We start from the raw sequence: 23,093 nt of genomic DNA, 5'->3' as shown, positions 1-23,093 counted from the left end.
ATGTCTGTTATCTACGACTTCAAGGCCAATTCGCTTCTCGGCGACGAGGTGCCGATGCGCCGCTTCGAGGGGCAGGTGCTGCTGATCGTCAACACCGCGAGCAAATGCGGCTTCACGCCGCAATATCGCGGTCTGGAGGATCTGCACCGCGATCTCTCGCCGCGCGGCTTCTCGGTGCTCGGCTTTCCCTGCAACCAGTTCGGCGCGCAGGAGCCGGGACAGGCGAGTGAGATCCAGGCGTTCTGCTCCACCAATTACGACGTCACCTTCCCGTTGTTCGAGAAGATCGACGTCAACGGTGCCCATGCGCATCCCTTGTATGAGTACCTGAAACGCCAGCAATCCGGCCTGTTGGGGGCCTCCATCAAATGGAATTTCACCAAATTCCTGGTGGACCGTGCAGGCCGAGTGATCGCGCGCTACGCGCCGACCGCGCGGCCCGAAGGACTGCGGAATCAAATCGAGACCCTGTTATGAGCGAGACAATCATGAGCGACGAATTTCCGGACCGCCTGTCGGTCGATCCGAACAGCCCCTATTACAACGCGGATATTCTTTCGCGCGACGTCGGCATTCGATTCAAGGGCGTCGAGAAGACCAATGTCGAGGAGTACTGCATCAGCGAAGGCTGGGTCCGCGTCACCGCCGGCAACGCCAAGGACCGCCACGGCAACCCGCTGACCATCAAGGTGCACGGCCCGGTGGAGCCGTATTTCAGGGATAAGAAGTAAGCTGGACGCGCCTCCCTCCTCGTCATTGCGAGGAGCTCTTGGGACGAAGCAATCCAGACTATTTCCGCAGTGACAGTCTGGATTGCTTCGCTCCGCTCGCAATGACGACGTCTCTCACCGTTACCGAAGGCCAACCCCCATGTCCGTCCGCATCGTCGACGTCCGCGAGATCACCAAACCGATCTCATCGCCGATCCGCAACGCCTATATCGACTTCACCAAGATGACGACGAGCCTCGTCGCCGTGGTCACTGACGTCGTCCGCGACGGCAAACGCGTCGTCGGCTACGGCTTCAACTCCAACGGCCGCTACGGCCAGGGCGGCCTGATCCGCGAGCGTTTCGCCTCGCGCATTCTCGAAGCCGATCCGAAGTCGCTGCTCAACGTATCAGGCGATAATCTCGACCCCGACAAGGTCTGGGCCGCGATGATGACCAACGAGAAGCCTGGCGGCCATGGCGAACGCTCGGTCGCGGTCGGCACCATCGACATGGCGGTGTGGGATGCGGTGGCGAAGATCGCGGGCCAACCGCTGTTTCGTCTGCTCGCCGAACGCCACGGCGTGACCGCCAATCCGCGCGTGTTCGTCTACGCCGCAGGCGGCTACTATTATCCCGGCAAGGATCTCTCGATGCTGCGGGCTGAGATGCGCGGCTATCTCGATCGCGGCTACAACGTCGTCAAGATGAAGATCGGCGGCGCCTCGATCGAGGACGATCGCACCCGCATCGAGGCGGTGCTGAAGGAGATCGGCAAGGACGCGCAGCTCGCTGTCGATGCGAACGGCCGCTTCAACCTGGAGACCGGCATCGCCTACGCCAAGATGCTGCGCGATTATCCCTTGTTCTGGTACGAGGAAGTCGGAGATCCCCTCGACTACGCGCTGCAGGCCGCACTCGCCGAATTCTATCCGGGCCCGATGGCAACCGGCGAGAATCTCTTCAGTCACCAGGACGCCCGCAACCTTATCCGCTACGGCGGCATGCGCCCGGATCGCGACTGGCTGCAATTCGACTGCGCGCTGTCCTATGGCCTGTGCGAATACCAGCGCACGCTGGACGTGCTGAAAACCCACGGCTGGTCGCCCAGCCGCTGTATCCCGCACGGCGGCCACCAGATGTCGCTCAACATCGCAGCCGGCCTCGGCTTAGGCGGCAACGAAAGCTACCCGGATCTTTTCCAGCCCTACGGCGGTTTCCCCGACGGCGTCCGCGTCGAGAACGGCCACATCACCATGCCCGACCTCCCGGGCATCGGCTTCGAAGGCAAGTCCGATCTCTACAAGGAGATGAAGGCGCTGGCGGAGTAGCGGTGGCTGTTGAGGCACGACGGCCGCGCCACACACTCCGCTGTCGTCCCCGCGAACGCGGGGACCCATAACCCCAGGGAGGAGTCGTGGCGCGCGCTGGTAACTCCGAGTCATCACCAAACCCGGCCCCGTGGCTATGGGTCCCGGATCTGCGCTTCGCTTGTCCGGGACGACAGTTGAGTTCGCACGGCCGCCACCCGTGACGGCAACATCGGCTGCCATGCGCCATACATCAGCGTGCGCCACAGCCATTCGATCGGGCCGTATCGATAGTACCGGAGCCACCACGCGCTGAACAGCACCTGGCCGGCGTAGACGGCGATGCCGATGGCGAGGGCCTGGGCTATGCCCAGCCGCCCGAACAGGCCGAGGCCGTAACCGTAAAAGATCCAGCCGAAGATGACGGATTGTGCGACGTAGTTGGTGAATGCCATCTGGCCCAACGGCGCCGCCCAGCCAAGCAGTCTCTTGCCGCGCTCAAAGCTGGCGATGCCGAGGATGGCGGCCCCATAGCCCAGCGCCAGCAGGATGGTGCCGAGTGGCTCGATGCCGACATGGAGCAAGGCCGCGCCGAGACCGATACTGGGGAGCGCGATGACGAACAGGCCGCGAATATTTTGCAGAATGCCGCTGCGCCAGGCGAGCGCTCCGACTAGAAACAGCCCGATCGTGCGTGAAAAGACGAACGCGTGCAGGGACGCGATGAGGGGAATCTCGCGGAGACGGAACGCCAGCACATCGAGGAAGCCGCCCGTCGCATAGATGCGATTTGCATCCATGACATCCCGCCAGATCGCGGCCCTGCTGGGATACAATCCAGCCGGGGGAAGGGCCTGCATGGCCAGATACAGCGCCAGAAACGCAAGCGCGGCCAGCGCCAGCAGCCAGCGCGGAGCAAACAGGAGCGGCAGCACGATAAATCCCGCGAGCGCGTATTCGGTGAGGATATCGCCGTTCCAGATCAGGCACAAATGAATGACGCCGAACACCAGCAGCACAGCGAGCCGGCGCAGCAGCAGCGAGGTGCGGCGCTCGCTGTTCGCGAGGCGATCGAATTGAATGGCAAGGCCTGCGCCGAACAGCAGCGAAAACAGCGCAAACGCCTTGAGTTCCACGGCCTGCGTCAGGATCATTTCGATTGCGTCATCGAGCGGCGATGCGTGCGTCTTGGGACCAAGGAACTGCTCGAAGATCGAAAGGCGAAATTCCATGACAAGGTTGATTGCCATGACGCCGAGCAGGGCGATGCCCCGCAGCACGTCGATGGCGTCAATGCGCTCCGAGGGATTTGTTGGCCGGGGAAATGCGGCGCGATCGGAAGTCATGGGAGAATTCCAGATGGGCCAAGGCGCTCGCCACAATCTCTGTCATTGCGAGCCACCGGGTCCGCGCGAAGCGCGGCCCGATGACAGGCTCCGCGAAGCAATCCAGAGTCTTTCCGCGGAGGCAATCTGGATTGCTTCGTCGCAAGGGCTCCTCGCAATGACGGCGGTGGGAGCGGGACGCCTACGACAACCGCATATCCAGCAGCCGCCGCCCTTCGCCCTTCAGCAACTTCTTCACCGCGCTCGAGGCCACGACCTCGCCGTCATTGGCGTAGGCTTCGTGGTTCTTCTCGATGTCGTCGAGGCGGTAGAGGTAGTTGACCATCACGCCGGCGGATTCGCGGACGCCCTTGGGCGAGAGGTCGCCGAGCCAGTTGATGCGCTCGAGCCGTGCGCCGTTGCCGAGATGGAAGCGGGCGACGGAATCGATCAGCTTGCCCTTCGGCGTGCGGGCCTTGAGGAAGTAATGCGCCGCGAGCGGCTCGATCACGCCGCGCATCAGCGTGGTCGTCTCGGGGTTCTCGAACCATTTGGGATCGTCGAGGCGCTTCAGCACCTCGCGGTCCTCGTCCGACAGCGGCAGCTCCTTGTCCTGCTTGATCCATTGCATGAAGCCCGGCACCGGCGACAGCGTCACGAACGTATCCAGCTTCGGGGTCTCGCGGCGCAGCTCCTCGACCACCTGCTTGATGAGGAAGCTGCCGAAGGAGATGCCGCCTAAGCCGCGCTGGGTGTTGGAGATCGAATAGAACACGGCGGTGCGCGCGCGCTCGATCGGCAGGTGCTGGCGGTCGACCGCGAGCAGCGGCGCGATCGCACCGGGAATGGTCTCCGTCAGTGCGACCTCGACGAAAATCAAGGGCTCGTCGACCATCGCGGGATGGAAGAACGCGTAGCAGCGGCGATCGGCCGGATCGATGCGGCGGCGCAGATCGTCCCAGTCGGAGATCTCGTGCACGGCTTCGTAGCGGATGATCTTTTCGAGGATGTTGGCCGGGGTCGACCAGTCAATCCGGCGCAGCACGAGAAACCCCCTGTTGAACCACGACGAGAGAAGATGGGAGACGTCGCGATCGAGCGCGGCGAAATCGGTGTGCCCCTTCATCATGCCGAGCAAATCGGCACGCATGGCGACGAGATCGCCGGTGCCGCCCGGCGCGCGGTTGAGGCGGCGGATCAGCTCCTGCCGCCGCGGCTCGGATGCGAAATGCAGCGCGCTTGCGTCTTCATCACTGGGCTTGGCGCGCCATTTTTCGATCGCCTTGGACAGGCGTTCCCGGTCCGGCCCGAAATCGCGCACCAATCCTTCGAAGAAAGCGCGGCGTCCTGCCGCATCCAACTCCTGGTAGATGTCGAGCACCTCACGCGCCAAGGCGGTGCCGGACGCTTCGCCCCGGCCTGACAGCAGCGCGCCGCAGAGCTCGATCAGCCCGTCGGCGTCCTGTTTGGTGTCGGCAGAGTCGCGGCGCAGCAGCGTGCGGCCGCGCTCGGAGATGGTGGCGAGCAGGTCGGAGAAGAAGGCGTTGGCCATCTGGGCTTTTTCAGGTCCGGGTTTGTGCGTTGCGGAAGCTTACACGGGATTTAGGCGGATGCCGATCACAATCAAGCGGAGGAATGCGGCAACTTTCGTTGGGCGGTGCATTCCGGGAATGCGGTCATGCCCCGCGAGGGCGGGCATCGGTATCTCGCGGCCTGTCGCGCCGCTCCGCGAATGCAATTGGTCCCTCCATGATCCGGTCTCCGACGCCAGGAGAAAGCCTCGTCAATCACCGGATTTCCTGAGCTGGACCAGGCTGAACGAACCGATGTCGGTTGTCCGGACGAAAGCGAAGCCGGCCGAGCCCGCCAGCTTGCGATACTCGGCCTCCGTCCGCTCGCAGCCGCCGGGTCCCCGCAGCATGTTGAGATCGCTCATGACGCAGGAGCGATCCCGGGGGTCCGTCGTGGCGCGCTCCGGCATGATCCGCTCGATCACGATCAGCGTCCCACCGGACGGCAGCGCGTTCCGGCAATTGCGCAGGATGATCCGGCAACGGTCGTCATTCCAGTTATGGAGAATGCTCTTCATCACGATTGTGTCGGCACCGCTCGGGACTTCTTCAAAGAAGCTGCCGGCGACGAACCGACAGCGATCGGCGATACCGAGCCGTTCGAAATGCGCGCGCGCGCTTGCCTCGCAACGCGCGAGATCAAGGACGACGCCTTCCAGATGAGGGTTGTGTTGAAGTACGCTGCCGATCAATTCGCCGTTGCCGCCACCGAGGTCCATGACGAGGCGCGCGGCTGCGAAGTCGTGCGCCGCAACGATCTTGGGCACGATGGATCGCGTCAGGCTGACCATCGCAGCGTTGAACCGGCGGTTTGCTTCCGGCGCATTGCCTGAGGCGGCATAACGGTCATCGCCTTCTCCGCGCAATTGGGTCGCAGTCTTGCCGGTGCGAACCGAATCGACCAGTCCGCTCCAGGATTGTGTGAGCATCTCGCCCTCAAAGAGAATCCAGTCCTTGAACGATGGGTCGGCGGTCTCGCCGAGCTGCAGGCCGAGATCGGTCATGGCAAACCGATCCCCTTCGGCGCGCCTGCAGAGGCCAATTGTCGTCAGACCGATGAGCAGTCTGCGCAGTGCGTTTTCGTCGGCAGATACCGCACTGGCAAGCTCGGACACCGACTTCGACTCATCGCGGATGGCCTCGGCGAGATTGAGCTTCGCGGCGGCATAGATCACCGCGGTGATGCGATGTGATTGCACGAGATCAAGCACGGATGCCGGCCCGCTCATGTGTTGCCTCCTGCCAATGCTGCGCTCAATCGGTCGGGACAAACCCCGTTTCTTGCACGATTGCCTTCCACCGGTCGGATTCGGATGCGATCAACCGTGCGAAGTCGTTCATCGCGATCACATCGGGCTCGACGGCCAGCTTTGCCATGCCGGCCCTGACCTCGTCGGTGCGCACGGCCGCATGGATCGCGGCATTTAGCTTATCAACAATCGGCGCCGGTGTCTTCGCCGGAACGAAAAAAGCAAACCATGTGAGATCCTCGAGCGAGGGGTATCCGGCTTCCCGCACCGTCGGTACCGCCGGAACGAACGAGCTGCGGCGCGGCCCGGTGGTCGCCAGGGCGCGAATATCTCCAGATTGGACAAGTCCGAGCGCGCTGCCGATCGGCATGACCGTCGCTGCTATCACGCCCTTGACCAGATCCTGAATCGCGCCACCGCCCTGATAAGGCACGTGAAGAAAATCGAAGCCCGCGATGCGGCCCAGCATCGTACCGAGAAAATGCAGGGTGGTTCCGGCGCCCGGCGTGCCAAAAGTGGCAAGCTTCGGATTGGCGCGGCACCAGGCAACGAAATCCGCCAGCGTCTTGACGTCGGCCGGTACCGTTGGGCCGACCGTCAGCAATGTCGGGGTCGAGGCCACGGTCGACACTGGCGTGAAATCCCGCGGCTGGTACCTCAACGTCTTGTAGACGTGCGGAAAGAACATCATGAAGCCGAGCGGCGCGAACAGCATGGTCGATCCGTCGGCATCGGCGTTCTTCACCGCCTCCGCCGCGATGCGACCGCCTGCTCCTGGCCGATTCTCGACCACGAAGGTTTCCGCATAGTCGCTCATCTGCCCGACCACCAGCCGCGCCATGGCGTCCTGTAGTCCGGGTGAGAAACCTGTCAGAATGTGCGCGGTTTTTGCGAGCGGCTGTGCGAGCGCGCGCGGCACGAGGCACGAAGCGGAGCTCGCCACACAGGCCGCCGACGCGGCCAATACGTCACGACGCGTGATCATCACTGTCTCCTGGATCCATTTGGTGTGTCCGCGCGGGTCCTGCTATTGAATGTACCACGTGCCGGATAAACGGACTTGGTCGCCGGCTTACATTTTCCTTACCGGCAGCTTATCCTTGCAAAGGATTTCAGCGATCGACCGCGGCTGCAGGGAAACGGCTTGCGCTATCTCTTTGAAGATTTTTCACTCGACATCGAGCGGCGCGAGCTGCGCCGCGGAACGGATGCGGTCGCCATCACGCCGCAGGTGTTCGACCTGCTCGGCTATCTGATCGGCAACCGCGAGCGCGTGGTCAGCAAGGACGATCTGATCCGCGCCATTTGGGATGGCCGTATCGTCTCCGACGTCGCCCTGACCACCCGACTCAATGCCGTGCGCAAGGCGATCGGCGATTCCGGAGAGGCGCAGCGCCTGATCAAGACCTTTCCGCGTAAGGGCGTCCGCTTCGTCGCTGAGGTCCGCGAAGTGCCGACGACCGCAACTGTCGCCGTCTTGCCGAGCCCCGCTGCAGGCAAGCCGTCGCTCGTGGTTCTTCCCTTCGCCAATCTGAGCCCCGATCCCGCGCAGGAATATTTCGTCGACGGCGTAACCGAGAGCCTGACCACGGATCTGTCCCGAATGGCCGGCATCTTTGTGATCGGCCGTAACACCGCTTTCACCTACAAGGGTATGCATGTTGATCTGAAGCAGCTAGGCCGCGAACTCGGCGTTCGCTACGTGCTCGAGGGCTCGGTGCAGCGGGCCGGAAGCCGGATGCGCATCAACGTCCAGCTCATTGATGCCGAGACCGGAAGTCACTTATGGGGCGAACGTTTCGACAAGCAGGTAGCAGATCTTTTTGACATGCAGGACGAGATCGGAGCGCGTCTCGCCAATCAATTGGGAACCGAGCTCGTCAGGGTAGAGGCACGGCGCGCTGCGCGGGCGCCACATCCAGATTCGACGGACCTTTATTTCCAGGGCATGGCGTATCTGAATCGCGGAACGGATCCCACTAGCCTGTCGCAGGCTCGCCCGTTCTTCGAACAAGCGCTCCTGCTGGACGCAACGAACGTCGAAGCCAGGGTGGGAATCGCAGACGTCGATACCATGCGGGCGACCTCCATGCTGATCGATCGGACGGCGCCTCTGCAAGTGGTCGAAGCGTACTTAACGAGGATACTTGCCCACACGCCCAATCACGCGAGGGCGCATTGCCTGATGGGCGTCGTCCAGATTTTCACAAAGCGCGCCGCACAGGGCATCGCCGAATGTGAGCGGGCGTTGGTGCTGGATCGAAATCTGGCCACGGCCCACGCGTGGATTGGGCTCGGTAAAAACAATCTCGGTCGAGCCGAGGAGACCGAGGCCCACATCATGGAAGCATTCCGGCTCTCTCCCCGCGATAACAAGGCCTCTTCCTGGATGAATACGGCAGGCGTCGCGCAATCATATCTTGGCGCCGATGAGGCCGCCGTGCGCTGGTTCAAGCAATCGATCGAGACCAATCGGAATATTGCGCCGTTTGTTCATTTCTATCTCGCCGCCGGGCAGGCGCATCTTGGTCAGATCAGGGAAGCACGGGTATGTGTGCAGGCTGGGCTCACCCTCGCTCCGAACTTCAGCGTCGCCCAATTCCAGGCCAGTTCGCCAACGGATCATCCGACCTGTCTTGCGCAGCGAGCTCGCATTGCCGAGGGCTTACGCAAGGCAGGACTTCCTGAAGAGTAAATGTTGCGGAGATCATCGTGGTCTGAGGAATTCGTAGGGCTATCGCGTCGTTTGACATAACGGCCATCGCGAAGCTGACCGGCCGCCGCATCTGCGGCTACCCCTTCCCCGCAAATTCCGTCGGCGTCCGCCCCGTCACCTGACGGAACGCGGCCGAGAACGCCGGCACGCTGGCATAGCCGAGTTGCGTCGCGAGCTGCTTCACCGACACGTTGGCATCAATCGACAGCCGCTGGATCGCCGCCGCAATCCTCGCGCGCTGGCACCAGCTCTTGAAGCTCAGCTGCGTCTCGCTCGAAAACAACCGCGACAGCGTCCGCGCGGAGGTTCCGACCTCGCGCGCCAGCGTGTCGATGTCGTGCAGGCCGGTGGGATCGTCGAGCACGATCATGGCGGCGCGCCGGCAGCGCGGCTCGTGCGGCAGCGGCACGAAGGTCGCGGAATCCTCGGCCTGGTGCAATTCCAGCATCACCAGCCGCACGAGTAGCTCGGTGCGCTCTTCGGTGTTGCGTGCGTCGAACAGCGCGAGAATCGCCTGGTTGAGCAGCGGCGACACCCGCACCACGAATTCCCTGGTCAGCCCCGCATAGCGCCTTTCGCGCTTGAGCCAGGGCAGGTCGAAATACAGCGTGCGCATCTCGATGTCGGCGAGCAGGTCGAGGGCGTGCTCGAGCCCGGCCGGCACCCACACCGCGCGGTCGGGCGGCACCAGCCAGCGTCCCTCGGGCGTCGTTACCTGCATCGTGCCCTTGGCGGCATAGATCAGCTGCGCCTCGCGATGCATATGCGGATCGATCCGCATGCCCTTGGGATAGTCGCGCGCAACCAGATGCACGCCTGCCGGCGAGCGATGGTTGCTCCGGACCTCCCGCAGGATTGGCGTTTCCAAGACAGTCATTGGCAGCATCCCGTCATGGGTCCGACATATAACTCATTTCGGAGCAGGAGAGGATTCGAATGAACAGCCCCAGCCGGGTCATCAGTTTCGTCAACGCAGGCCATTTCATCGACCACTATGCGATGCTGATCTTTGCCGCCGCCGTGATCATCATGGGCCCCGCGCTCGGCATGGCCTATTCGGAACTCTTGCCTTATGCGACGCCGGGCTTCGTGGCCTTCGGCGCCGGCTCGCTGATCACCGGCTGGCTCGGCGACCGCTGGAGCCGCCGCCACATGATGCTGATCTTCTTCGTCGGCATCGGGCTCTCCATGATCTCGGTCGGCTTCGTGCAGACCCCGGCGCAGCTCGGCGCCGCACTATTCGCGATCGGCATTTTTGCCTCGATCTATCATCCCGTCGGCACCGCCATGATCGTGTCCTATGCCGACCGGCTCGGCCGCGAGATGGGCATCAACGGCGTCTGGGGCAATCTCGGTGTGGCCTCCTCGGCGCTGGTCACCGGCGTGATCGGCCAATATCTCGGCTGGCGTTTTGCTTTCATCGTCCCTGGTATCGTCACCATCCTGATCGGCGTCGCCTTTGCCATGCTGGTGGTGCATGAGGACCGCAAGGGCTCGAAGCAGGCGGCACCGCAAGCGCGCGTGGCGAAGAAGGACATGTGGCGCGTGATCCTGTCGCTGCTCATCGTCGTGATAGCGATCTCGACGACGTTCAATGCCGTCACCGTCGCGCTGCCAAAGCTGTTCGCGGAGCGGCTTGCGGATCTGACCAAGAGCCCGGCGCTGTTAGGGGTGATCGCAGCCTGCGTCTACGTGTTCGGCGCGATGACGCAGTACACGATCGGCCGGTTGCTCGACCGCTATTCGCTGAAGACGGTGGCGTTGCCGCTGTCCTTCATGCTGGCGCCGTTTTTGTATCTTGCCGCGAGCCTGTCCAACCTGCCGCTGATTCTCGTGTCGATCGGCATCGTCATGGGCGCGTTCGGACAGGTCACGGTGAACGACGCCATGGTCGGCAAATACACCAGCGAGGAATGGCGCTCGCGCGCCTATGCGGTGCGCTACTTCATTGGCTTCACCGCGGCCGGCGCCTCGGTCGGCCTGGTCGCCTGGCTCTACGAGCAAGGCGGCTTCGTCACCATGCTGCACGCCTTCGCCGCCCTCTGCCTGCTGGCAATCGCAGCCGCGATCATCCTGCCCCGCGAGATCAGGACGCCGCAGGCGGTGTGAGGCGGTTACTCTCTCCGCCCGTCATTGCGAGCGCAGCGAAGCAATCCAGAATCTTTCCGCGGAGGGACTCTGGATTGCTTCCGCCTTCGCTAAAGCTTCGGCGGACAAGTCGCTGCGCTCGCAATGACCGAGGAGGGGGCTGGCGGCGGAGGCACGTAGAACCACTCCGCTCACGGCCCGCCCACAATGCCATCATGCCCCTGTTTTGCCCGACGGAGCAAGTTCTTTCGGTAAGACCGAAATTTCTCGGGCCTTATCAGGCCCCCCTCTACTGTGCATGGGGTTGTTTCGCACTTTTGCCAACAGGCCCCGGCACGCCGCTTGCATTTATCCCCTGCGGGTATCTGTCCTCCTCCCGAGGCCCTGCATGGATATGCCGTCCGATCTCCCGGTCCGGAGCCTGATCGATCGGGCCGCGACCGGTGTGGCGTATGATCCGCTCGAAGCGGCGAGCGAGCATCCAAAATTCGTCCATCACCTCGGCAATCCCCTGTTTCTGGCGCTGACCGCGCTCGGTGTCGTGTTCGGCGACATCGGCACCAGTCCGCTCTACGCCTTCCAGGTCGCGCTCTCCGGCCTCGGCCATCCCGCGCCCGTGGCAGCCGAGGTGATCGGGATCGTCTCGCTCATTCTTTGGGCGCTGATCGCCATGGTGGCGCTGAAATACGTCGTGTTCATCCTGCGGGCAGACAATGACGGGGAGGGCGGCATCCTGGCCCTGCTGTCGCTCGTCGCCGCCGAGAAGGTGGCGAACGGCGCGAAGCTTCCGATCCTCGTCCTGCTCGGCGTGATCGGCGCCTCGCTGCTCTATGGCGACGGTGTCATCACGCCGGCGATCTCGGTGCTGTCGGCGATGGAGGGCCTCAAGCTGGTCGCACCCGCCTTCGAGCACTTCATCCTGCCGGCGACGCTCGCCGTGCTGATCGGCCTGTTCGTGATCCAGCGCCATGGCACCGGCAGCATCGGAAAATTGTTCGGACCGGTCATGGTGATCTGGTTCGTCGTGATCGCCGCGCTCGGCGTCGCCAATGTCTGGAAGGCGCCGGCGATCCTGCTGGCGGTCAATCCGCTCGCCGCGGCGCAGTTTCTGGTCTCCGATGTCAAGGTCGCCTTCGTCGTGATCGGCGCCGTCTTCCTCGCACTGACCGGCGGCGAGGCGCTCTATGCCGACATGGGCCATGTCGGCGCCACCGCGATCCGCCGCGCCTGGTTCGCGCTGGTGCTGCCGGCCCTGATGCTGAACTATTTTGGCCAGGGCGCGCTGGTGCTGTCCGATCCCGGTGCCGCGGACAATCCGTTCTACAAGCTTGCACCGGGCTGGGCGCTGATTCCGATGGTGGTCCTCGCAACCTTCGCCACCATCATCGCGTCCCAGGCGCTGATATCAGGCGTGTTCTCGCTGACGCGGCAGGCGATGCAGATGGGGCTCGTGCCGCGAGCACGGATCACGCCGACGTCCTATGACGAGGCCGGCCAGATCTACGTGCCCGCCGCCAACTGGCTGCTGATGACCGGCACGCTGCTCACCGTGATCATGTTCCGCTCGTCGGAGAACCTCGCTGCCGCCTACGGCATCGCCGTGTCGGGCACGATGCTGATCACCACCATCCTGCTTTATCACGTCGCCCGTTCGCGCTGGACATGGCCGCGCCGGCTGGCGCTGCCCGTCATCCTCGCCTTCGGCGCGATCGATGCCACCTTCCTGGTCTCGAACTCGCTGAAGATCTTCGAGGGCGGCTGGTTTCCGCTGGTCGTCGGTACCGCCATCGCCGCGCTGATGCTGTCCTGGCGCAGGGGCTCATCCATGGTGCGGCAGCGTCTCAACGACATGTCGATGCCGCTAAAGGAATTTCTCGGCTACGCCGACACCGCCGTGATCGGCCGCGCGCCCGGCATGGGCGTGTGGCTGACCAAGGTCGAGCACGGCGTCTCGCCGATGCTGCTGCGCCATATCGAGCACAACCGCGTGCTGCACGAGACCGTGGTGCTGCTGACATACGTCTCCGATCGCCGGCCGCGCGTGCCGTTCGGCGAGCGTCACTCGGTGCATCGCCTCGGCCGCGGTTTCTATCGCATCCAGGTCCGGCTCGGCTTCATGCAGACGCCGGACATTCCGCTCACGCTCGACAATTGCAACAAGCTCGGCTTCGACGCCGATCTCGAGCACAAGAACTATTATCTCGCCCACGAGACCATCGTCCGCCGCGAGAGCGGATCGGCGATCGATCCGGTCTCGTTCGGCATCTTCTCGTTCCTGAACCGCATCGCCAGCCGCGCGCCCGACTTCTTCAAGATTCCCCACGACGCGGTGATCGAGGTCGGCTTCCGCGTCGAGGTCTAGCTCAAGCATGATCCGGAACAGTGCGAAGCGGTTTTCCTCGCGACAAACGCGGAACGCGTTTGGGCTGAACTGAATCGCCAAGGCGGCGGCGGTGCCTGATCGATTAGTGTTGGACATCGTTCGAGCCAATACTATAGGTATTTGGGGGTAGACTTTTTTGGTATGAGCGATGGAATTGCGGCAGCTCCGATATTTTCTGGCCGTTGCCAGGACGCTCAGTTTTACCAAGGCAGCCGCCGAGCTCCATATCGCCCAGCCTCCACTCAGCAGGCAGATCGCAAACCTCGAGGCAGAGCTTGACGTCGGGCTGGTCGAGCGAAGCCCTCGGGGCGTCAAGCTCACCCGGGCCGGCGCGTTATTGGTTGAGCGCGCGAACGAGATCCTGCAGAAAGTGGAGCAGACCAGGCGTGAGGTAGCGGCGTTCAACGACAAGCGCAGGCGTCTGTTCAAGATCGGCTTCGACCTCTCGCTACTGTACGGACGGACCCCACGGATATTTCGATATCTGCGCGAGAGCTATGCCGAGTATGACTTCGAGTATGCCGAGGTCGCATCCGCCGACCAGGTGCGGGCTGTCCGAGACGGAGAGATTGATCTGGCCCTCGGGCTGACCCTCCTGGTCGATGATCAGGTCGAGCAAGTCGTCATCCGGAACGAGCAGCTGATGCTCGCGCTTGCAATCGGCCATCCGGCATTCCGCGGGCGCGACCAGCCGATCAAGTTGTCGGAGGTCAGCAATGAGACACTGATACTCTACGATGAGCGGGCGTCCGGGGGACCGCGCCATCCCGTCACACGCTTCATGGAACTTGTCGGGTTCACACCTGCCAACACGATGACGATCCGCGGACTGGCGGCTGCGCTCGGCCTGGTCGCCGCGGGGGTCGGCATCAGCATCGTGCCGGCCAGGGCCCTTCTCATGCGTGGACAGGATATCTGCTTCGCGCCGCTGGCCGAAGATGGCGGAAGCTCGCCTGTGGTCGTGACGATCCGGCGGGGAACGAACGGCGAGATCGTGGCAAGTATTCTCGCGGAGGTGGACCGGCTGACCAGATTCGATCTGTCCTCATCGATACGCGCGATTTTCTGATGCGGCTATCGCGCAGCCGATCAAGCACAGTTACAACATGCTGCGTGCGCTGGTGATCCAGCGGGTGAGCGATGCCGATGGGCGGTCAGATCCCACAATCGGCGACCGCCCCTTCAGCATCAAAGGATCAGGACGCGGTCGCCGATTTGGCAGGGCGTTATTTCGTGTTCTCGCCCGCGGCCGCCTTCTCAATCAGGTCCGCGATCGCTTTGGGCTGCGAGACATACACCGCGTGGCTTCCCTTGACCTCGATAGTGACGCTTCCGGCGCGCTTTGCCATGAAACGTTCGAAGTCGGGATCGATCTTTTTGTCCTCGGTCGCGACGGCATACCAGCTCGGCTTGGACTTCCATGCGGCATCCTTGACGATCGCACCCAGCGCCTTCTCGCTCACGGGCACCTGCGACCGGGCCATGAAATCCGCATCCGCCTTCGGAAGGTCCGCCGCGAAATCGTGGTGGAAGGTTTCCTGATTGAGCGTCAGAAAGCCGTCGGTGCTCTTCACCACATTGTTGGTCGCCGGCGGAAACTTGCTCCGGACCTCCACGATATTTTCGTTCGCATCCGGTGCCAAGGCCGCGACATACACCAGTGCCTGCACTTCGGGCACGTTTCCCGCCTGCGTGATCACAATGCCCCCGTAGCTGTGGCCGACCAGGACGACCGGTCCCCCCGCCTGCTTGATAGCCCGCTGCGTGGCCGCGACGTCGTCTTCCAACGATGTCTCCGGCTCCTGCACGACGGTCACCCTATAACCATCGCGCGACAGGATATCGGAGACGGCCCTCCAGCCCGAACCGTCCGCAAAGGCTCCGTGGACCAGCACCACGTTCTTGATCGGCTGGGCGGCATGAGCCACCCCGAAAGACGAACCAAGGCCGACGACGATGGCTGCGACAGACAAGACCCTTTTCATGAGATTTCCCATTTGAGAGGTGGAGTGACTATAGCGAGGCTTTGAGATCGAGAAGAACGGTCGGGATCAGTTCGGAAACGGTCGGGTGGATCGGCACCGCCCAGCGGAGCGTCTCGATGGGCTGGTCGGCGTTCATCATGTCGAGGATCCCGTGGATCGCTTCATCGCCGCCAGTGCCGAGGATCGCTGCGCCGAGGATGCGCCGCGTGTCCGCATCAGCCACGATCTTCATGAGGCCGTGCGTCTCGCCCTTTTCGACCGCGCGACCGACGCGTGTCATCGGGCGTTTCGCGTGCAGAAGCCGACGGCCGCTTCGAACGGCCTCCGCCTCGGTCATTCCGATCCGGCCGAGCGGCGGATCGATGTACAGCGCATAGCCGGTGAGGCGCTCGCTCACCTTGCGATTCTCGCCATCCAGCAGGTTGGCCGCGACGATCTCGAAATCATTGTAGGCGGTGTGCGTGAATGCACCCCGACCGTTGCAGTCGCCCATTGCGTAGACGCCGGCGACATTGGTCTGCAATTCGTCGTCCACGATGATGTAGCCGCGCGCGTCGGTCTCGATCCCGGCGCGATCGAGACCCAATTCATCGGTGTTGGGGCGACGTCCGACGGCCATCAGCACGTGGCTGCCGATCGCCGGCGAGCTGTCCATTTTGCAATCGACGGACACTGCGATGCCGTTCTCGTGCTTTGCGAAGCCAATGCAATCCGCACCGGTGCGAACGGTGATCCCTTCGTGTTCAAGGATTGCGCGCACCTCTTCCGAAATGTCCGGATCCTCACGCGCGATCAGCCGATTCATGCGCTCGACGATCGTGACCTCCGCGCCGAAGCGGCGGTACATCTGTGCAAATTCGAGGCCGATATAGCTCCCGCCGATCACGACGAGATGCCGCGGCAACTCGTCGAGCGCCACCATGTCGGTATTGGTGAGCACCGTTAGGTCCTTGACGCCCGGCATATCGGGCACGACCGCGCGGCCGCCGACATTGATGAAGATGCGCGGCGCAGTCAGTTGCTCGCCATTCACCTCGACGCTCTTGGTCCCGGTGAAGCGAGCATGCCCGCGAATGAGCTCGACGTTCTGCATGGCGACCAGCCAGTTCTCGTTGGCGGCCCGAGAGTCCAAGATGACCTTTCGAGCTCTGGCTGCGACAGCGGGCATGTCGATCTCCACGGCACCGCCGACCTTGAACCCATAGTCTTCTCCCCGTCTGGCCGTGTGGGCGGCATAAGCGCTCGCGACCAACGTCTTGGTCGGCTTGCAACCTGTGTTGACGCAGGTCCCTCCCACGAGATGGCGCTCGATGATCGCCACCTTCATGCCGGCATCGTTCAGCCGCCCGGCAAGCGAAGGACCTGCCTGTCCCGCACCAATGATGATCGCATCGAAATCGCGCCCCTTCATCGAATATCCTCCATTTCATAGGCTGTGGCCGGTGCGACAGGTGTCCGGCGACGGCGAGGCTTTGTCATCGGTGCTTATCTGGACGTCTTGGCGCCGGCGTGAGCCGGCTCACGCGATGACGATGTGCACGTCAACATTACCGCGGATGGCGTTGGAATAAGGGCAGATCTGATGGGCTTCCGCGACCAGCCGCTCCGCAGTCGTCCGCTCGACCCCCGGAAGGCTGGCCGAGAGCTGGACGACCAGGCCAAAGCCGCCCTGACCGTTCGGGCCGATCCCTACGGTCGCCGAAATCGACGAGTCGGCAGCGATGTCGATCTTTCTTTTACTGCCCACCAGCTTCAAGGCACTCAGGAAGCAGGCTGAATAACCGGCCGCGAAGAGCTGCTCCGGATTGGTGCCCGGGCCGCCAGTGCCGCCAAGCTCCTTCGGCGTGCTCACCTCCAGGTCGAAGGTTTCGTCCTCGGTATATGCACGTCCATCACGACCGCCGATTGCGGTGGCCGTCGTGCGATACTTGGCTTCAATCGTCATAGCTGCTCCTTGGATCGGTAAGGGGATGGCGCCATGCCTTGCCCTGAGGCGTGAAAGGGTGGCTCTGCCGCTTGAGGGACGTGAGCGGCAGCGCAGATGGACAGCTGCGCGGTGCTCGAAGAGGCGTTCGGACGCGCCGCCAACGGAGGATACTTGCAAGGGAGGATACTTGCCGTGACCTCAGTGTGCCGCGCGCGATGCCCCGCGCCGGGCCTCGCTGACGGTCAGCCAGATGGCCGAAACGAGGAAGTAGAAGGCGCCGAACGCGGCATAGGGAGCGATGTCGGCGATGCCGACGGGTGTCGGGCCATACGCGATCTTGACCATAAAGATGCCTGCCAGGGCGGATTGCGCGCCGCTCAGGATCATTGCCCATTGCGCGCCATAGGATTTCCAGCGGCCGACGGCGGTGGCGAGCTGGAAGATGCCGGCAAAGCCAGCCCAGATACCGAACACCAACAGCACGCTTGCCATGCCGTCGCTCAGCGCAACGGCGACGGCAATGGCCGTGACGATGCTGACGACGAAGTTGAGGAGCTGCGATCTGTTACGGGTGATGCCGCCGCTGCGCTGGGCATCGACGAAGTTGGCGATCGCGTCCCAGGCCGGATAGCCGACCAGCATGATCGCGGCCAACGGCGGGTTGTTCTTTGCAAGGCCGAGGGCGACCGCCACCCAGGCGGCCGAAAACGCGAAGCGCGTGAAATAATAGATCTTGAGCCATTCCGAGGTCGACCAGGCAGAGTCATTGTCGATGCGCGTCACAAAACATCTCCACTTCTTCAGGCGTGTCCCGAACGGAGGGTTCACGGTGCGAGTTCGTTTGCTCTCGCTGCCGATCAGATATTGATCAAACAGCGATCAAGCCAATACCTTAGGTATTGGTGCCAAGACCTTTATGGTATGATGAGCGGAGGGGCGTGTGGCGTCACTGGCAGAAGGTCCAAGCGCGAAATGGCCAGCGGGCTCGGCCAAGCCGCCGTTGATGGGCAACTAGCTGGAGGCGAGCGAACCATCAATGCCGCGGAGGCGGCGATCGTCCGCCGCATCTTCGCCGATGACCGCGCCTTCCTGGTTCACGCTGCCGCCGTTGTCTGCTCGCGTGCCCTCTCACCGAAGTTTCGTGAGGCGCTCTAAACAAGGCACTAAAGCGCAAAGACAATTCAAACCAAACTCATCGCGCTTTTGGGTGGCACGTGCTGCGACGATGGCATCATGAACCTGTTTTGCCCGACGCGTCAAGTTTATTTCGTAAAATGCGAAAATTCTCAATGCCGACAACCCGGTGCCTACTGTGCATGGGGTTGTTTCGCGATTTTTTGCCGGACCGGCCTCTAGGACTTCACCACCGCCACCGCTTGCGCCTTCTTCCTCGCCCGCCAGTTCTCGAAGCGCTGCACCACCACGAAGAAGGCCGGCACGAACAGCACCGCGAGGCAGGTCGAGGCCAGCATCCCTGAGAACACCGTGATGCCGATCGACTTGCGGGCGCTGGCACCGGCACCGGTCGCGATCACCAGCGGCACCACGCCGAGGATGAAGGCGAACGACGTCATCAGGATCGGGCGGAAGCGGGCGCGCGCCGCCTCGATCGCACTTTCCAGCACCGGCTTGCCGTCGCGGTTGTGCAGCTCGAGCCCGACCTCGACGATCAGGATCGCGTTCTTGGCCGACAGCGCGATCAAGAGGATCAGACCGATCTGGCAATAGAGGTTGTTGTCGATCTTCAGGCCGGAGAGGATCAGCATCGGTCCGAGCAGCGACAGCGGCACCGCGAGGATCACCGAGATCGGCGCGTACCAGCTCTCGTACTGACCGGCCAGCACCATGTAGACCAGCAGCATCGCGAGCCCGAACACCCAGTAGATCTGGTTACTGACTGCCTTCTCCTGATAGGACATCGCGGTCCATTCGAAGCCGGTACCCGGCGGCAGCGTCTTTGCCGCGATGTCCTCCATCAGCGTCAGCGACTGGCCGGACGAATAGCCCTGCGCCGGCAGGCCGATGATGGTCGAGGACGGATAGAGGTTGTAGAGGCTGATCAGCGACGGACCGGTGGCCGGCGTGATCGTGGCGACGGTGCCGATCGGAATCATGTCGCCGTTCGAGTTGCGCACCTGCATGTTGGCGATGTCGCGCTCGGTGATGCGGAAGGCGGGATCGGCTTGCGTATAGACCTGGAACACGCGGCCGAACTTGTTGAACTGGTTGACATAGGACGAGCCGAGATAGGTCGACAGCGCCGAGAACACTTGATCGGTCGTGACGTGCAGCGTCTGGGTCTTGATGCGGTCGATCTCGACGTTGAACTGTGGCACCGACGAGCGGAACGAGGACTGCACGCGCTGGAGCGCGCTCTGACTCTGGCCGTTGGAGACCATCGCGCCGGTAATCGCCTGCAGCTTGGCGAAATCGCTGTTGCCGTCGCGGAGCTCGACCTGCATCGAGAAGCCGGCCGCGTTGCCGATGCCTTGAATGGGCGGCGGCGGCAGCACCAGCGTGCGCGCCTCCATGATCACCGCGAGCTTGTCGTTGAGCCCGTACACCAGCGAGCGCAAATCCTCGCCGGGGCCTTTGCGCGCCTCCCAGTCCTTCAGGATGATGTACGCGACGCCGGCATTGGCAAGGCTGGCGCTGCTGTCGAGCGCGGAGATGCCGGCGATGGTGATGACCTGCTGAACGCCCGGCGTCTCCTTGATGATCCCGCTGGCCCGGTCGAGCACCGTCTGGGTCCGCTCCAGCGAAGCGCCGTCGGGCAGCTGGATGGCGGCGATCAGATAGCCTTGATCCTCGATCGGCAGGAAGCCGGTCGGCACCCGCGACAGGCCGTAGCCGCTGAGCCCGATCACCACCAGCGCGAATGCGACCGAGACGGTGGCGTGCCTGCACAGGAAGGTGATCAGCCGCGTATAGCCACGCTCGACGCGGTTATAGACGTTGTTGAAGCCGCGATAGAAGAAGTTGCGCTGCTCCGGCGGCACCGTCGGCCGCAGCCACAATGCGCACTGCGTCGGCTTCAAGGTCGCCGCGTTGATGGCCGACAACAGCGCGGTCGCCGCGATCACCAGCGCGAATTGCGAATAGATGCGCCCGGTGAGGCCGGCGAGGAACGACGCCGGCAGGAACACCGAGATCAGCACCAAGGTGATGCCGACGATCGGCGCGAACAACTGGTCCATCGCCTTGATCGCGGCGTCGTGGCCGTTCATGCCCTGCTCGATATTGTGCGCCGCGCCTTCGACCACGACGATCGCGTCGTCGACGACGATGCCGATCGCGAGCACGATCGCAAACAGCGTCGACATGTTGATGGTGAAGCCGAGCGCCGCCATCGCCGCGAAGGCGCCGATGATGGTGACGGGCACGGTCGTCGCCGGCACCAGCATCGCGCGCCAGTCCTGCAGGAACACCAGGATCACGACCAGCACCAACAGGCCGGCCTCGATCAGCGTCATGTAGACCTCGTGCACCGAGGCCTCGACGAATTTGGTGGTGTCGAACGGCGTGTCGTATTTGATGCCCTCGGGGAAGCGCTTGGCGAGCTCCACCATCTTCTTCTCGACGGCCCGCTCGACCTCGAGCGCATTGGCGCCTGGCGACTGGAACACGCCGATGCCGGTGGCGGGCTGCTTGTTCAGCGAGAAGATCTGGCTGTAGGTCTGCGCGCCCAGTTCGACCGAGCCGACGTCGCGCACGCGCGTGACGTCGCCGCTGGTGCCTGATTTGACGATGATGTTGTCGAACTGGCTGGTGTCGTCGAGCCGGCCATTGACGTTGAGCGTGTACTGGAACGCCTGGCCCGGCGGCGTCGGCGGCGCGCCGACCTGGCCGGCGGAGACCTGCTGGCTCTGCTGCTGGATCGCCTGGATGACGTCCTGCGGCACCAACCCGCGGGCCTGGAGCTTGTTCGGATCGAGCCAGATGCGCATCGAATACTGGCCGGCGCCGAACACGGTGACGTTGCCGACGCCGGGCAAACGTGAAAGCTCGTCGCGGATGTTGATGGTGGCGTAGTTGCTCAAATAGAGGCTGTCGAACCGGGAGTCCGGCGAGGTCAGCGTCACGAACAAGAGGATCGAGGTCGATTTCTTCTGAACGGTGACGCCCTGGTTCTGCACCGACTGCGGCAATTGCGACAGCGCGCTGGAGACGCGGTTCTGCACCAGCACCTGCGCGAAATTGAGGTCGGTGCCGATCTTGAAGGTCACGGTCAGCGTATAAGTGCCGTCGGAGGCGCTGTAGGACTGCATGTAGAGCATGTCCTCGACGCCGTTGACCTGTTGCTCGATCGGCAAGGCGACCGTGTCGATCACGGTCTTGGCGCTGGCGCCGGGATAGCGCGTGGTGACCTGCACCGTCGGCGGCACCACGTCGGGATATTGCGCAACCGCGAGGTTGAACAGCGCGACGCCGCCGATCAGGATCATCAGCAGCGCGATGACGTTCGAGAGGACCGGCCGCTCGATAAAGAATTTCGAGATCATGGCGCCGCTCCCTACTTCGCAGACGCCTGGGGCTGCTCGATCTTCGTCACCTGCGGGTCGATCTTCTGGCCCGGGATCACGCGCAGCAGCCCCGCGGTCACGACGCGGTCATCAGGCTTCAGGCCGCTTTCAATCACACGCAGGCCGTTGTCGACGGGACCGATCTGCACCTTGCGCTGCTCGACGATGTCGTCTTTACCAACGACCAGGAGATAACGGCCGCCCTGGTCGCTGCCGAGCGCGGTGTCGGGGACGAGGAGGGCGTTCTTGTCCTGATCGAAGGGCACCCTTACCCGGACGAAATAGCCGGGCAGCAGCACCCGCTTGTCATTGGGCACAAGGCCGCGCACCGCGAGCGTGCCGGTCGACTGGTTGATGGTGGGCGCGACATAGTCGAGATGGCCTTCATGCGGATAGCCGGTCTCGGTCTGGAGGCCGACCTGAATCGGGAATTGCTTGAGGTCGGCGGCGGTGAGTCCACGGCGCGCAGCTTCGGCGCGGATGCGCAGCACGTCCTGCTCGTTGACGGTGAAGTTCACCCAGATCGGATCCATCGCGACGATGGTTGCGAGCTGGGTTGGCGAGGCGACGCCGACGAGCTCGCCGATCGAGACCATATGCGCGCTGACGATGCCGTCGAACGGCGCGCTCACTTTGGTATAGCTGTAATTGAGTTCGGCGAGCCTTGTGTTGGCCTGCGCCTGCTGAAGATTGGCCTGGGCGTTGTCGCGTGTCGATGTCGAGGTATCGAGGGTGGCCTGCGACACCGCCTGGCGCTGCACCAGCTCGACCTGTCGCTTGAAGTCGGCTTCCGCCTGCTTGAGCGAGGCCTGCGCGCCGACCTCGGCTGCCTGCGCCTGCTCGAGCTTCAGCTTGTAGGTCTCGGGCTCGATCGTGAACAGCTGGGTGCCCTGCTTGACGAAGGTGCCATCCTGATAGTCGATCGATTGCAGAAAACCCTGCACGCGCGCGACCAGGTCGACATTCTTGATCGGCGCGGTGTTGCCGGTGGCCTCGACATAGCGCGTCACCGGCCGCTGCACCGGCGTCGCGACGTCCACCTTGGGCGGCGGCGGGGCCACGAAGGTGTTCTTGTCCTCGCAGCCCGCGAGGACGGCCACGGCCGCCAAGGCGGTCAGCGCTCGCCCGATCTGTCTCCACTCTCCATTGCGATGTGCGAGAGATGCGGGATTCGCGCAGGTCATTCGATGGCCCCCGATTGCGGTCTGTCGGTGCGGCAGGCTAGCAACAAATGCCCGGCCGTGGAACACCATAGCCATGGCAGTCGCGTGGCAGTCACCGGTCCTTGCACTGCAAACAGCGGCGT

The 23,093-nt window shown here is 63.3% G+C and carries 19 protein-coding genes; 8 read left to right on the top strand and 11 right to left on the bottom strand.

Annotated features, from left to right (window positions below; all coding sequences use genetic code 11):
* From B5V03_RS05015 to tarD, 3 genes are all read left to right on the top strand, one after another.
* A complete protein-coding gene (locus B5V03_RS05015) occupies positions 1 to 477 on the top strand; it encodes a glutathione peroxidase (RefSeq protein ID WP_129268168.1) in 477 nt (158 codons plus the stop codon).
* The gene (locus B5V03_RS05010; RefSeq protein WP_015684132.1) at positions 474 to 731 is read left to right on the top strand and encodes a DUF3297 family protein; all 258 of its coding nucleotides are present in this window, start codon (positions 474 to 476) and stop codon (positions 729 to 731) included. Before B5V03_RS05015 ends, B5V03_RS05010 begins: the two co-directional genes overlap by 4 nt.
* 139 nt (positions 732 to 870) lie before the next feature.
* On the top strand, positions 871 to 2,040 hold the full coding sequence (tarD, locus tag B5V03_RS05005) for a D(-)-tartrate dehydratase (RefSeq protein WP_129268167.1): 1,170 nt from the start codon (positions 871 to 873) through the stop codon (positions 2,038 to 2,040).
* A gap of 134 nt (positions 2,041 to 2,174) precedes the next feature.
* On the opposite strand, the gene B5V03_RS05000 is transcribed toward tarD, so the two are convergent.
* The 4 genes from B5V03_RS05000 to B5V03_RS04985 form a co-directional block, all read right to left on the bottom strand.
* On the bottom strand, positions 2,175 to 3,365 hold the full coding sequence (locus tag B5V03_RS05000) for a DUF418 domain-containing protein (protein ID WP_129268166.1): 1,191 nt from the start codon (positions 3,363 to 3,365) through the stop codon (positions 2,175 to 2,177).
* A gap of 181 nt (positions 3,366 to 3,546) precedes the next feature.
* The gene (locus B5V03_RS04995) at positions 3,547 to 4,896 is read right to left on the bottom strand and encodes a malonyl-CoA decarboxylase (RefSeq protein ID WP_129268165.1); all 1,350 of its coding nucleotides are present in this window, start codon (positions 4,894 to 4,896) and stop codon (positions 3,547 to 3,549) included.
* Between the two features lie 231 nt (positions 4,897 to 5,127).
* Positions 5,128 to 6,144, bottom strand: a complete 1,017-nt coding sequence (locus B5V03_RS04990; RefSeq protein ID WP_129268164.1) for a methyltransferase — start codon at positions 6,142 to 6,144, stop codon at positions 5,128 to 5,130.
* A gap of 25 nt (positions 6,145 to 6,169) precedes the next feature.
* Positions 6,170 to 7,006 carry a Bug family tripartite tricarboxylate transporter substrate binding protein gene (locus B5V03_RS04985; RefSeq protein WP_245502159.1) on the bottom strand — a complete coding sequence of 279 codons (837 nt, stop codon included), beginning with the start codon at positions 7,004 to 7,006 and terminating at the stop codon, positions 6,170 to 6,172.
* Positions 7,007 to 7,309: 303 nt separating this feature from the next.
* Here B5V03_RS04985 and B5V03_RS04980 point away from each other — a divergent pair, with 303 nt between their 5' ends.
* Positions 7,310 to 8,860: a winged helix-turn-helix domain-containing tetratricopeptide repeat protein gene (locus tag B5V03_RS04980; protein WP_129268255.1), complete on the top strand. Its 1,551-nt coding sequence runs from the start codon at positions 7,310 to 7,312 to the stop codon at positions 8,858 to 8,860.
* 97 nt (positions 8,861 to 8,957) lie between these two features.
* On the opposite strand, the gene B5V03_RS04975 is transcribed toward B5V03_RS04980, so the two are convergent.
* The gene (locus B5V03_RS04975) at positions 8,958 to 9,758 is read right to left on the bottom strand and encodes an AraC family transcriptional regulator (protein ID WP_164987787.1); all 801 of its coding nucleotides are present in this window, start codon (positions 9,756 to 9,758) and stop codon (positions 8,958 to 8,960) included.
* Between the two features lie 59 nt (positions 9,759 to 9,817).
* Between B5V03_RS04975 and B5V03_RS04970 the strand changes: the two genes are divergently transcribed.
* The 3 genes from B5V03_RS04970 (at position 9,818) to B5V03_RS04960 (ending at position 14,421) form a co-directional block, all read left to right on the top strand.
* On the top strand, positions 9,818 to 10,990 hold the full coding sequence (locus B5V03_RS04970; protein ID WP_129268161.1) for an MFS transporter: 1,173 nt from the start codon (positions 9,818 to 9,820) through the stop codon (positions 10,988 to 10,990).
* 367 nt (positions 10,991 to 11,357) lie between these two features.
* The gene (locus B5V03_RS04965) at positions 11,358 to 13,331 is read left to right on the top strand and encodes a potassium transporter Kup (protein ID WP_245502158.1); all 1,974 of its coding nucleotides are present in this window, start codon (positions 11,358 to 11,360) and stop codon (positions 13,329 to 13,331) included.
* Between the two features lie 169 nt (positions 13,332 to 13,500).
* Positions 13,501 to 14,421 carry a LysR family transcriptional regulator gene (locus B5V03_RS04960; protein WP_129268160.1) on the top strand — a complete coding sequence of 307 codons (921 nt, stop codon included), beginning with the start codon at positions 13,501 to 13,503 and terminating at the stop codon, positions 14,419 to 14,421.
* 157 nt (positions 14,422 to 14,578) lie between these two features.
* Here the strand turns inward: B5V03_RS04960 and B5V03_RS04955 are convergent, their stop codons facing one another.
* The 4 genes from B5V03_RS04955 to B5V03_RS04940 form a co-directional block, all read right to left on the bottom strand.
* The gene (locus B5V03_RS04955) at positions 14,579 to 15,337 is read right to left on the bottom strand and encodes an alpha/beta fold hydrolase (RefSeq protein WP_129268253.1); all 759 of its coding nucleotides are present in this window, start codon (positions 15,335 to 15,337) and stop codon (positions 14,579 to 14,581) included.
* A gap of 28 nt (positions 15,338 to 15,365) precedes the next feature.
* Positions 15,366 to 16,748 carry an FAD-containing oxidoreductase gene (locus tag B5V03_RS04950; RefSeq protein WP_129268159.1) on the bottom strand — a complete coding sequence of 461 codons (1,383 nt, stop codon included), beginning with the start codon at positions 16,746 to 16,748 and terminating at the stop codon, positions 15,366 to 15,368.
* A gap of 108 nt (positions 16,749 to 16,856) precedes the next feature.
* Positions 16,857 to 17,282 (bottom strand): organic hydroperoxide resistance protein, encoded by a 426-nt coding sequence (locus tag B5V03_RS04945; protein ID WP_129268158.1) that lies wholly within the window; start codon positions 17,280 to 17,282, stop codon positions 16,857 to 16,859.
* 180 nt (positions 17,283 to 17,462) lie between these two features.
* On the bottom strand, positions 17,463 to 18,047 hold the full coding sequence (locus B5V03_RS04940) for a DUF308 domain-containing protein (RefSeq protein ID WP_245502156.1): 585 nt from the start codon (positions 18,045 to 18,047) through the stop codon (positions 17,463 to 17,465).
* A 189-nt stretch (positions 18,048 to 18,236) separates the two neighbouring features.
* Between B5V03_RS04940 and B5V03_RS04935 the strand changes: the two genes are divergently transcribed.
* Positions 18,237 to 18,419 (top strand): hypothetical protein, encoded by a 183-nt coding sequence (locus B5V03_RS04935; protein ID WP_129268157.1) that lies wholly within the window; start codon positions 18,237 to 18,239, stop codon positions 18,417 to 18,419.
* 197 nt (positions 18,420 to 18,616) lie between these two features.
* On the opposite strand, the gene B5V03_RS04930 is transcribed toward B5V03_RS04935, so the two are convergent.
* Both B5V03_RS04930 and B5V03_RS04925 read right to left on the bottom strand, forming a co-directional pair.
* The gene (locus tag B5V03_RS04930; RefSeq protein WP_129268156.1) at positions 18,617 to 21,766 is read right to left on the bottom strand and encodes an efflux RND transporter permease subunit; all 3,150 of its coding nucleotides are present in this window, start codon (positions 21,764 to 21,766) and stop codon (positions 18,617 to 18,619) included.
* Between the two features lie 11 nt (positions 21,767 to 21,777).
* Complete coding sequence (locus tag B5V03_RS04925; protein WP_164987786.1) at positions 21,778 to 22,971, bottom strand: efflux RND transporter periplasmic adaptor subunit; 1,194 nt, start codon at positions 22,969 to 22,971, stop codon at positions 21,778 to 21,780.
* Positions 22,972 to 23,093 lie beyond the last annotated feature (122 nt).

The sequence above is a fragment of the Bradyrhizobium betae genome, assembly GCF_004123905.1.
GTDB classification, from domain to species: Bacteria; Pseudomonadota; Alphaproteobacteria; order Rhizobiales; family Xanthobacteraceae; genus Bradyrhizobium; species Bradyrhizobium betae_A.
The sequence above is the reverse complement of the archived record's forward strand: the minus strand, read 5'-3'. Positions and strand labels throughout refer to the sequence as shown.

Excerpts from the sequence above, each read along its gene's own strand:
- B5V03_RS05015 (WP_129268168.1), top strand. The coding sequence starts at position 1 with ATGTCTGTTATCTACGACTTCAAGGCCAATTCGCTTCTCGGCGACGAG.
- B5V03_RS05010 (WP_015684132.1), top strand. The coding sequence starts at position 474 with ATGAGCGAGACAATCATGAGCGACGAATTTCCGGACCGCCTGTCGGTC.
- tarD (WP_129268167.1), top strand. The coding sequence starts at position 871 with ATGTCCGTCCGCATCGTCGACGTCCGCGAGATCACCAAACCGATCTCA.
- B5V03_RS05000 (WP_129268166.1), bottom strand. The coding sequence starts at position 3,365 with ATGACTTCCGATCGCGCCGCATTTCCCCGGCCAACAAATCCCTCGGAG.
- B5V03_RS04995 (WP_129268165.1), bottom strand. The coding sequence starts at position 4,896 with ATGGCCAACGCCTTCTTCTCCGACCTGCTCGCCACCATCTCCGAGCGC.
- B5V03_RS04990 (WP_129268164.1), bottom strand. The coding sequence starts at position 6,144 with ATGAGCGGGCCGGCATCCGTGCTTGATCTCGTGCAATCACATCGCATC.
- B5V03_RS04985 (WP_245502159.1), bottom strand. The coding sequence starts at position 7,006 with ATGGCGCGGCTGGTGGTCGGGCAGATGAGCGACTATGCGGAAACCTTC.
- B5V03_RS04975 (WP_164987787.1), bottom strand. The coding sequence starts at position 9,758 with ATGACTGTCTTGGAAACGCCAATCCTGCGGGAGGTCCGGAGCAACCAT.
- B5V03_RS04970 (WP_129268161.1), top strand. The coding sequence starts at position 9,818 with ATGAACAGCCCCAGCCGGGTCATCAGTTTCGTCAACGCAGGCCATTTC.
- B5V03_RS04965 (WP_245502158.1), top strand. The coding sequence starts at position 11,358 with ATGGATATGCCGTCCGATCTCCCGGTCCGGAGCCTGATCGATCGGGCC.
- B5V03_RS04960 (WP_129268160.1), top strand. The coding sequence starts at position 13,501 with ATGGAATTGCGGCAGCTCCGATATTTTCTGGCCGTTGCCAGGACGCTC.
- B5V03_RS04955 (WP_129268253.1), bottom strand. The coding sequence starts at position 15,337 with ATGAAAAGGGTCTTGTCTGTCGCAGCCATCGTCGTCGGCCTTGGTTCG.
- B5V03_RS04950 (WP_129268159.1), bottom strand. The coding sequence starts at position 16,748 with ATGAAGGGGCGCGATTTCGATGCGATCATCATTGGTGCGGGACAGGCA.
- B5V03_RS04945 (WP_129268158.1), bottom strand. The coding sequence starts at position 17,282 with ATGACGATTGAAGCCAAGTATCGCACGACGGCCACCGCAATCGGCGGT.
- B5V03_RS04935 (WP_129268157.1), top strand. The coding sequence starts at position 18,237 with ATGGCCAGCGGGCTCGGCCAAGCCGCCGTTGATGGGCAACTAGCTGGA.
- B5V03_RS04930 (WP_129268156.1), bottom strand. The coding sequence starts at position 21,766 with ATGATCTCGAAATTCTTTATCGAGCGGCCGGTCCTCTCGAACGTCATC.
- B5V03_RS04925 (WP_164987786.1), bottom strand. The coding sequence starts at position 22,971 with ATGACCTGCGCGAATCCCGCATCTCTCGCACATCGCAATGGAGAGTGG.